Here is a 9,691-nt window from a genome sequence, read left to right as displayed (position 1 = left end):
GGTGCTGGCCGGGCACCCGGGCGTCGCGCAGGCCGTGGTGGTCGTGCGGGAGAACGAGCACGGAGACCAGCGCCTGGTCGCCTACGTGGTGCCGGCCGACAAGGCGGGCCCGGCCGAGCCGGACGTCGAGGCCCTGACGGACCTGCTGGGAGCGCGCCTGCCGCAGTACATGGTCCCCTCGGTGTTCGTGCCGCTCGCCGGGCTCCCCATGACACCCAGCGGAAAGCTCGACCGGGCCGCGCTGCCCGTGCCCGGCCAGGCCGCGGCCACGGCCGGACGAGGGCCGCGCAACCACGACGAGGAAGTCCTCTGCCGGCTGTTCGCCGAGCTGCTCGGCGTGGAGGAGGTCGGCATCGACGTCGACTTCTTCTCCCACGGCGGGCATTCACTGCTGGCCACCCGACTGGTCGGCCAGGTACGCAACGAGTTCAACGTCGACGTGAAGGTCACGACCGTCTTCCGCAACCCGACCGTCGCCGAGCTGGCTGTGCGGCTCAGGGAGCTGGCCACGTCGAACCGCCCGCAGGTGCGCCGGATGACCGTTCAGGAGGAACGTCCGTGATCCCGCTGTCCTTCGCCCAACGGCGGCTGTGGTTCCTCCATCGTCTGGAGGGCCCGTCCGCCACGTACAACATCCCGTTCGTGCTGCGTCTCACGGGGTCGCTGGACACCCCGGCGCTGTCCGCGGCGGTACGGGACGTCGCGACCCGGCACGAGAGCCTGCGCACCCTGATCGTGGAGGACGCGGACGGCACCCCGCAGCAGCGGGTCCTGTCGCCGCAGGAGGCGGACTTCTGGCTCCGGGTGATCGACGTCACCGCGCCCGCGCTGGACGCCGCGATCCACGAGGCCGCGTGCGAGGGGTTCGACCCGGGCGTCGAACTCCCGCTGCGGACCACCGTGTTCCGGCTCGCTCCGCAGGAGCACGTGGTGGTGTTCGTGTTCCACCACATCGCCGCGGACGGGGCGTCGATGGCCCCGTTCCTGCGCGACCTGGTGTCGGCGTACTCGGCCCGCAAGGACGGGGGCGCGCCGAACTGGGAGCCGCTCGCCGTGCAGTACAAGGACTACACGCTGTGGCAGCGGGAGCTGCTGGGCGACGAGGCGGACCCGGACAGCATTGCCGCCCAGCAGCTGGACTACTGGCGCAGGGAACTGGCCGGGGTGCCGCAGCCGGTGCAGCTGGCCCTGGACCGGCCCCGGCCCACCTCGGCCGGCCACCGCGGCGGCCACGTCGACTTCGAGCTGGACCCCGAGCTGTTCGCCGGGATCGAGGAGCTCGCCGCGGGCAGCCGGGCCACGGCGCCGATGGTCGCCCAGGCCGCGCTCGCGGTGCTCCTGCACCACCTCGGCGCCGGTGACGACCTGACCATCGGCAGCCCGATCGAGGGCCGCGCCGACGAGCAGCTCGACGACCTGATCGGGTTCTTCGCCAACACCTGGGTGCTGCGCGTGGACCTGTCCGGGAACCCGACGTTCGGCGAGCTGCTGCAGCAGGTGTGCGACCGGGCCCTGGCGGCGTACGACAACCAGGACGTTCCGTTCGAGCGCCTGGTGGAGATGCTGAGCCCGGAGCGCACCACCGCGTACCAGCCGCTGTTCCAGGTGATGCTGGCCTGGCAGTTCGAGTGGTCGCCGGTCGAGATACCGGGGCTGCGGGTCACACCCCTGCCGGCGGGTACCGGAACCGCCAAGTTCGACCTGCTCCTCAGCATCGTCCCGGCCGCCTCCGGCCACGCGTACGGACGCCTCGAGTACGCGACGGAGCTGTTCGACCGCTCCACAGCCGAGAGCATCGTCGAGCGCTACGTCCGGGTGCTGCGCCAGGTGGTCGCCGACCCCGGGACGCGGCTCGGCGCGGCGGACGTGCTCACCGGCGCCGAGCGGGACCGACTGGCACGGCTGAACGGGACGACGGCGCCGGTGCCGGCGGTGACGGTGCCGGAACTGGTGGCCGCCCAGGCGGCACGGACACCGCGGGCCACCGCGGTGGTGGCCGGGAAGACGGAGCTGTCGTACGGGGAGCTGGACGCCCGTGCGGGCCGGCTGGCCGCGGTGCTGCGGGACCACGGCGTCGGGCCGGACGTCCTGGTGGCCGTGGCCCTGCCGCGTTCCGCGGACCTGGTGGTCGCGCTCCTGGCCGTGCTCAGGGCCGGCGGCGCCTACCTGCCGGTCGACCCCACGTACCCGTCCGCGCGGGTGGGTCTGCTGTTCGACACGGCCGATCCCGCACTGGTCCTGACCGACCGTGAGGCGGCGGCGACCGTGGCCGGGTGCCGGCCGCCGGTCCTCCATCTCGACGACCTGGACCTCGACGGCGCCGCCCCGGAGGCCTCAGGGGCCCGGGTCGACCCGGACAACCTGGCGTACGTGATGTTCACGTCGGGGTCGACCGGGACCCCCAAGGGCGTCGCCGTCACCCACGCCGACGTGGTCAACGGCGTCCAGGACCTGCGGCGGCGGGTGGGCGTCGAGGCCGGCTCCCGGATGCTCGCCGCGACCTCGGTGAACTTCGACGTCTCGGTGTTCGAGATCTTCACCGCGCTCACCACCGGAGCGAGCGTCGAGATCGTCCGCGACGTCATCGAACTCTCCGAACGCGGCGGCTGGTCGGGCACCACCATCAGCGCCGTGCCCGCGGTGTTCTCCGCCGTGCTCGACCAGATCGCCAAGGATCCCGGCAGCCTCGAACTCGACGTGGAGACCGTGGTCTTCGCCGGTGAGGCGCTCTCGGCGGACCTGGTCCGCAAGGTCCGCGAGGTACTGCCCGACGTGCGGATCGTCAACGCCTACGGACAGACCGAGAGCTTCTACACCTCCACCTTCACGCTGCCGCGGCAGTGGGTCGGGCCCGGCGCGGTGCCGGTCGGAACGCCGCTGGCCAACATGCGCGCCCACGTCCTGGGACCACAGCTGGCCGAGCTCCCGCCCGGGGTGGTCGGCGAGCTGTACGTCGGCGGTCCGCTCGCCCGTGGCTACCACCACAACGCTGCGGCCACCGCGGAGCGGTTCGTCGCCAGCCCCTTCGGGCCCCCCGGCGCACGCATGTACCGGACCGGCGACCTGGCCCAGTGGGACGAGAACGGTCGGCTGAAGTACGCGGGCCGGGCCGACTCCCAGATCAAGGTGAACGGCATCCGGGTCGAGCCGACCGAGATCGAGACGGTCCTCGCCTGGCACCCCGCGGTCGGTCAGGCCGTGGTCACGGCGCGGGAGGACCACGCGGGCCGCACACGCCTCGTCGGCTACGTGGCGCCGGCGCGCACCGCGGACGGCGACGACGCCCCGGCCGCCGGCGTGTCGGAGGCGGAGCTGCGGCGCTTCGCGGCCGACAGGCTACCGGACTACATGGTGCCCGCCCTGGTCCTGGTCCTCGACCGGCTGCCGCTGACCGCGACCGGGAAGCTGGACCGCGCCGCGCTGCCCGAACCGCGGTTCGCCGGCGCCGGGTACCGGGCGCCGCGCAGCGAGGTGGAGCGGGTCCTGGCCGAGGTGTACGCCGATGTGCTCGACGTCCGGCAGGTGGGCGTCGACGACGAGTTCTTCGCCAGCGGCGGGGACAGCATCCGGTCCATCCAGGCCGTCGCGCGGGCCAGGTCGCGCGGCGTCGTCATCAGCACGAGGGAGATTTTCGAGCACCGCACGGTCGCCCGGCTCGCGGAACTGGTCGAGGGCCGGGCCGGGCAGGAGCGCGCGCCGCTGGCCGAGCTGTCCGGCGGTGGCGTCGGCTGGGCCCCGCTGCCGCCGACGGCGGCGCACGTCCTCGCCTCGGGCGGCGGCATCGGCCGGTTCTGCATGTCCGCGATGCTGTCCCTGCCCGCGGACATCGACCGTGCGGGGCTGGTCGCCACCCTGCAGGCGGTCCTGGACCGGCACGACGTGCTGCGTTCCAGGCTCGACCGGGAGCGGCCGGGCCTGTTGATCGAACCGGTCGGCAGCGTCCGGGCCGACCGGCTGGTGCGGGACCTGCCGTTCCACGGCGCCGATGTGAACGCCGAGCTGGACGCGGCCGCGGACCGGCTGGACCCGGACGCGGGCGTCATGGCGCAGTTCGTGCGGTTCACCTCCGACACCGACGCGGACCGGCTGCTGATCGTGCTGCACCACCTGGTCGTCGACGGGGTGTCCTGGCGGATCCTGGTCCCGGACCTGGTGTCCGCCTGGCAGCGGGTCCGGGACGGCCGCGCCCCGGCACCGGCGGGGGCGGGCACCTCGTTCCGCCGGTGGGCGCACGCTCTGGCCGACCAGGCCGTCACCCCCGAGCGCGTGGCGGAACTGCCGCTGTGGCAGCGGATCCTGCGCGAGGACGAGCCCGTCCTGGGAACCCGGGAGCTGGACCGGAGCCGCGACGTCGCGGCCACCGTGGACACGGTGCGCGTCCAGGTGCCGCCGGAGGTGACGCGGACGCTGCTGACCACGCTGCCCCGGGTGTTCCGGGGCGGGGTCGACGACGGGCTGCTGGCCGGGCTGGCCCTGGCACTGGCTCGCTGGCGCCAGATGCGGGGCGTGGCCGGGGCCTCGTCGCTGGTCCGGCTGGAGGGGCACGGCCGCGAAGAGCACCTGGTGCCCGGCGCGGACCTGTCGGGCACGACCGGCTGGTTCACCGCGATGTTCCCGGTGCGGCTGGACCTGGCCGGCGTCGACGTGGCGGACGCGTTCGTCGGCGGCCCGGCCGCCGGACGGGCGGTCAAGGCCGTCAAGGAGCAGCTGCGGGCGGTGCCGGACCGCGGTTTGGGCTACGGCCTGCTGCGCCACCTCAACCCCGACACCGCCGCCGCGCTGGCCGCGGAGCGGGAACCGCAGATCGGGTTCAACTACCTCGGCAAGTCCTCCGGCGCCGACCTCCCCGCGGACCTGCGCGGTCTGGGCTGGGCCCCGGACAGCGCGCACGGCGAGCTGATCGCCGCGCCGAACCGGGACATGCCCGTGCTGTCGGCACTGGAGATCAGCGCGGTGGCCCTCGCCACCCCCGACGGTGACGAGCTGACCGCCTACTTCGGCTTCCCCACCGGTGTGCTGTCCCGCGACCAGGTGAGCGAGCTGGCCGGCCTGTGGGTCCAGGCGCTGACCGCGCTGGCCCGGCACGCCGCCACCCCCGACGCCGGCGGGCTGACCCCCAGCGACGCACCGCTGGTGCCCGTGCGCCAGGAGGAGATCGACGCCTGGGAGGGCCGCTTCGGCAGGCTGGCCGCGGTGTGGCCGATGACCCCGGCGCAGTCCGGGATCCTGTTCCACACCAGGATGGCCGGGGCGTCGTACGACCCGTACCACATCCAGCTGGTGTTCCAGCTGTCCAAGCAGGTCGACCCGCAGCGGATGCGTCGGGCCGGGCAGGCGCTGCTGGACCGCTACGCCAGTCTCCGCGCGGCGTTCGTCGACCGGGCGGACGGGGAGGTCGTGCAGGTGGTGCCGGAGACGGTGACCCTGCCGTGGCGCCATCTCGACCTGAGCGCGGCCGACGAGGCGGAGCGGACCGGGACGTTCGAGCGGTTCCTCGTGCGGGACCGGGCTGAGCACTTCGACGCCGACACCCCGCCGCTGTTCCGGCTGGCACTCGCCGACCTCGGGCCCGACCGGGCCGAACTCGTGCTGACCGTCCACCACATGCTGTTCGACGGCTGGTCCACCCCCCTGCTGATGCGGGACCTGCTGCTCCTCTACGCCTCCGCCGGGGACCCGGCCGCCCTGCCCGGGACCGGCGACTACGGCGACTTCCTCGCCTGGCTCGTGGGGCAGGACCAGGAGGAGGCGGCACGGGTGTGGGCGGCCGAGCTCGAAGGGGTCGAGACGCCGACCCTGCTCGCCCCCGGTCCCTCGGACGCGGAGGGGGAGGGCCGCGACCAGATCGACATCACGCTCCCGCCGGACCAGGCGCGCGAGCTCGGGCGGCGGGCCGCCGACCTGGGCATCACCGTCAACAGCCTGGTCCAGGGCGCCTGGGCGCTGCTGCTCGGCTCGCTCACCGGCCGTCAGGACGTGGTGTTCGGCGCCGCCGTCTCCGGGCGCCCGCCCGCGGTGGCGGAGGTCGAGTCGATGGTCGGGATGTTCCTCAACACCGTTCCCGTACGCGTGACGTACGCGCCGGGCGACACCGTGGCCGAGATCCTCACCCGGCTCCAGAGCCGGCAGGCCGCACTCGCGGAGCACCACCACCACGGGCTCGCGGAGATCCAGACGTCCGTCGGCCTGCAGGCACTCTTCGACACGCTGGTCGTCTTCGAGTCGTACCCCGTCGACCGCGAGGGCCTCAGCGCCGCCGGCGCCGCCGCGGACGGCATTGCCATCACCGGCTTCCGCCCGTTCGCCGGCAACAACTACCCGCTGTGCCTGGCGGCGGCGATCGGCTCGCACCTCGAACTGGTCCTCCAGTACACCCCGGGCGTGGTCGACCGGGACACGGCGCGCACCTACGCGGCCCGCCTCGTCCGCATCCTGGGGCAGCTGGCGGACGGCCTCGACTTGAAGGTCGCCCAGCTCGACATCCTGGAGCCGGCCGAACGCGACCGGATGCTGGCCGGGTTCGACGACCGGCCCGACCCGACCGCGGCCGGCACGCTCGTCGAGCGCGTCGAGGCGCAGGTGGCACGGACACCCGACGCGCTCGCCGTGGTCGCCGACGGCGAGTCGCTCACCTACGCCGAGGTGGACGCCCGGGCCGAGCGGCTCGCGCAGGAGCTGGCCGCACGCGGGGTGGGCCCGGAGACCGTGGTGAGCGTGGTCCTGCCGCGCACCGCGACCATGGTCGTGGCCCTCCTGGCGGTGCTCAAGGCGGGCGGGGCCTACCTGCCCGTGGACCCGGCCTTCGCCCGCAGCCGCCTCCCGCACATCCTGCCCGGCGCACGGCCCCGCCTGCTGCTGGCCGACGCGCAGACCCGCGCCCTCGTCCCCGACACCGACGTCCCCGTCCTCGTCCTCGACGAGGTCGAGCCGGGGGCCACGGCCGGCAGCACCGCCCCCGGCACCGGCACGGCGGTACGGCCGGGGACCGGACCCGACAACCTCGCCTTCATCGTCTACACCTCCGGCTCCACCGGAGTGCCCAAAGGCGTGGGCATCACCCACGCCACCGTCGTCAACGCCGTCGACACCCTGGCCGCGCACGCGGGGATGACGTCCCCCCGGCGGGTGCTGCTCGCCGCCTCGTTCGGCTTCGACGTCGCCACCTTCGAACTGTTCTCCGCGCTCACCACCGGGGGCAGCGTCGAGATCGTGCGCGACGTGCTGGAGCTGATCGAACGCGACAGCTGGGACGTCGACGTCGTCTGCTCGGTGCCGTCGGCCTTCGCGGAACTCGTCGACCAGCTCGGCGACCGCATCCGGCCCACCGCGCTGAACATCTCCGGGGAGGTGCTGACCCCGGCCCTGGCGGAGCGGGTGCGCACGCTGTGGCCCGAGGCCCGCGTCATCAACAGCTACGGTCCCAGCGAGACCTTCTACGCCACCGCGCACCTCCTGCGCGGCGACCGGTCGTACCCCACCGAGGTGCCCATCGGCCGGCCCTTCCTCGGAGTGCGCGCCTACGTCCTCAGCCCCAGCCTGACGCTGTTGCCCCCGGGCACACCGGGCGAGCTGTACCTGGCCGGCGCCGGGCGCGGCTACCAGGGGCGGCCCGCCCTGACCGCCGACCGGTTCGTCGCCGACCCCTACGGGCCCGCCGGCTCCCGGATGTACCGCACCGGCGACCTGGCCAGCCTCACCGCCGACGGCGAGCTGCACCACCTGGGCCGCATCGACACCCAGGTCAAGATCCGCGGCTACCGCGTCGAACCCGGCGAGGTGGAAGCCGCTCTGACGGCCCATCCCCGGGTGGCCCAGGCCGTCGTCGTGGTCAGGCGCAACGAGGGCACCCCCTACCTGGCCGCCTACCTCGTCCCCGCCCACGGCACCACCGCCCCGGACGGGGCCGAACTACGCGACCACCTGGCGGAGCGGCTGCCCGACTACATGGTTCCCGCCGCCTTCGTTCCGCTCGACCGGCTGCCCCTGTCGCCCAACGGCAAGCTCGACCACAAGGCCCTGCCGGTCCCCGATTTCACCCCCACCACACCCTTCCAGGCGCCCCGCACCGCCCGTGAACAGGCTCTGGCGAGGCTGTTCGCCGAGGTGCTCGACGTGGAGCGGGTCGGGGTCGACGACGGATTCTTCGCGCTCGGCGGGCACTCCCTGCTCGCCACCCGACTGATCACCCGCGCCCGTGCCGAGCTGGGGATAGAGATCCCCATCCGCAAGATCTTCGACCTGCCGACCGTGTCCGCGCTCGCCGCGTGGTCGGAGAAGTCGGCACTGCCCCTTCGCCCGAGTATGCGCAAGATGATCGTAGAGGAGTAACCCCAGTGATTCCGCTGTCGTATGCACAACGCCGCATGTGGGTGACAAACCAGCTGGAGGGCGGGGCGGAGACCTACAACATCTCCCCGACCTTCCGGCTGAGGGGGCCACTGGACCAGCCCGCTCTCGTCGCCGCGATCGGGGACATCGTCACCCGGCACGAGATCCTGCGCACCACGTACGTGACGGACGAGAACGACGAGCCCCACCAGCGAATCCTGCCGGCGGGAGAGGCGCTGGCGCAGGTGCGGGTGCCGGTGGTCGACGTGACGTCCGAGGGCCTGGCCGGCGCGGTCGACGAGGTGATCGCGCACCGCTTCGACCTGGCGAACGAGATCCCGGTGCGGGTGAGCCTGTTCCGCCTCTCGCCCGAGGAGCACCTCCTGGTCCTGGTCATCCACCACATCGCCACGGACGGCGTCTCGGGCGCGCCGCTGGCCCGGGACCTGACCGCCGCCTACACCGCCCGCCAGGACGGCCGGGCGCCGCAGTGGGAGCCGCTGCCCCTGCAGTACAAGGACTACGCGCTGTGGCAGCGCGAGCTGCTCGGCGACGTGACCGACCCGGGCAGCCTGGCCGCGCGGCAGGCCGAGTACTGGCGTGCGGAGCTGGCCGACGTGCCGCAGCCGCTCACCCTGCCGCTGGACCGTCCGCGCCCCGCGGAGCGCAGCCCGCGCGGCGACAAGGTCGGCATCGTGGCCGGACCGGAGGTGGCGGCCCGGCTGCAGAAGCTGGCCGACGAGCGCGGGATGACCATGGCGATGGTCATGCAGGCCGCGCTGGGCGTGCTGCTGCGCAAGCTCGGCGCCGAGGAGAGCGTGACGGTCGGCAATCCGATCGCCGGGCGCACCGACGAGGCGCTGGCCGATCTGATCGGGTTCTTCGTCAACACCCAGGTGCTCCGGATGGACGTCTCCGGCGACCCTTCGTTCACCGACCTGCTCACGCAGGTGCGGGACAAGATGCTGGCGGCCTACGAGCACCAGGACATCCCGTTCGAGATGCTGGTCGAGCTGATCAACCCCGAACGCTCCGCCGCCTACCAGCCGTTGTTCCAGGTGGGGTTCGCCTGGCAGAACTGGGCGACGCGGGAACTCGAATTCCCCGGGCTCAAGGTGGAGTTCGAGCAGCACCTCACTTCGACCGCCGTGTTCGACCTGTTCTTCAGCCTGACTACGGACGAATCGGGCGCAGTGCGGGGCGACCTCATGTACGCGACCCAGCTGTTCGACCGGGACACGGCCGAGGCCATCGCCACCCGGTACGTGCGTGTGCTGGAGCAGTTGGCCGCGGATCCGCGGGTGTCGGTGGGTGCGGTGGACGTGTTGGGGGCGGCGGAGCGGGAGTGGTTGGTGTGGGAGGC

Annotated in this window: 3 protein-coding genes; all 3 read left to right on the top strand. The window is 73.3% G+C overall.

Going from position 1 to position 9,691, the window contains the following annotated elements; all coding sequences use genetic code 11:
* Positions 1-562: phosphopantetheine-binding protein (locus tag AB0O11_RS38490; RefSeq protein WP_363397049.1), on the top strand; the 562-nt coding region annotated here is incomplete at its 5' end.
* Positions 559-8,328 (top strand): amino acid adenylation domain-containing protein, encoded by a 7,770-nt coding sequence (locus AB0O11_RS38485; RefSeq protein ID WP_363397046.1) that lies wholly within the window; start codon positions 559-561, stop codon positions 8,326-8,328. The genes AB0O11_RS38490 and AB0O11_RS38485, both read left to right, overlap by 4 nt.
* A 35-nt stretch (positions 8,329-8,363) precedes the next feature.
* Positions 8,364-9,691: condensation domain-containing protein (locus AB0O11_RS38480; RefSeq protein ID WP_363397043.1), on the top strand; the 1,328-nt coding region annotated here is incomplete at its 3' end.

Source organism: Kitasatospora sp. NPDC093102 (assembly GCF_040683915.1).
Lineage (GTDB): Bacteria > Actinomycetota > Actinomycetes > Streptomycetales > Streptomycetaceae > Kitasatospora.
The sequence above is the reverse complement of the archived record's forward strand: the minus strand, read 5'-3'. Positions and strand labels throughout refer to the sequence as shown.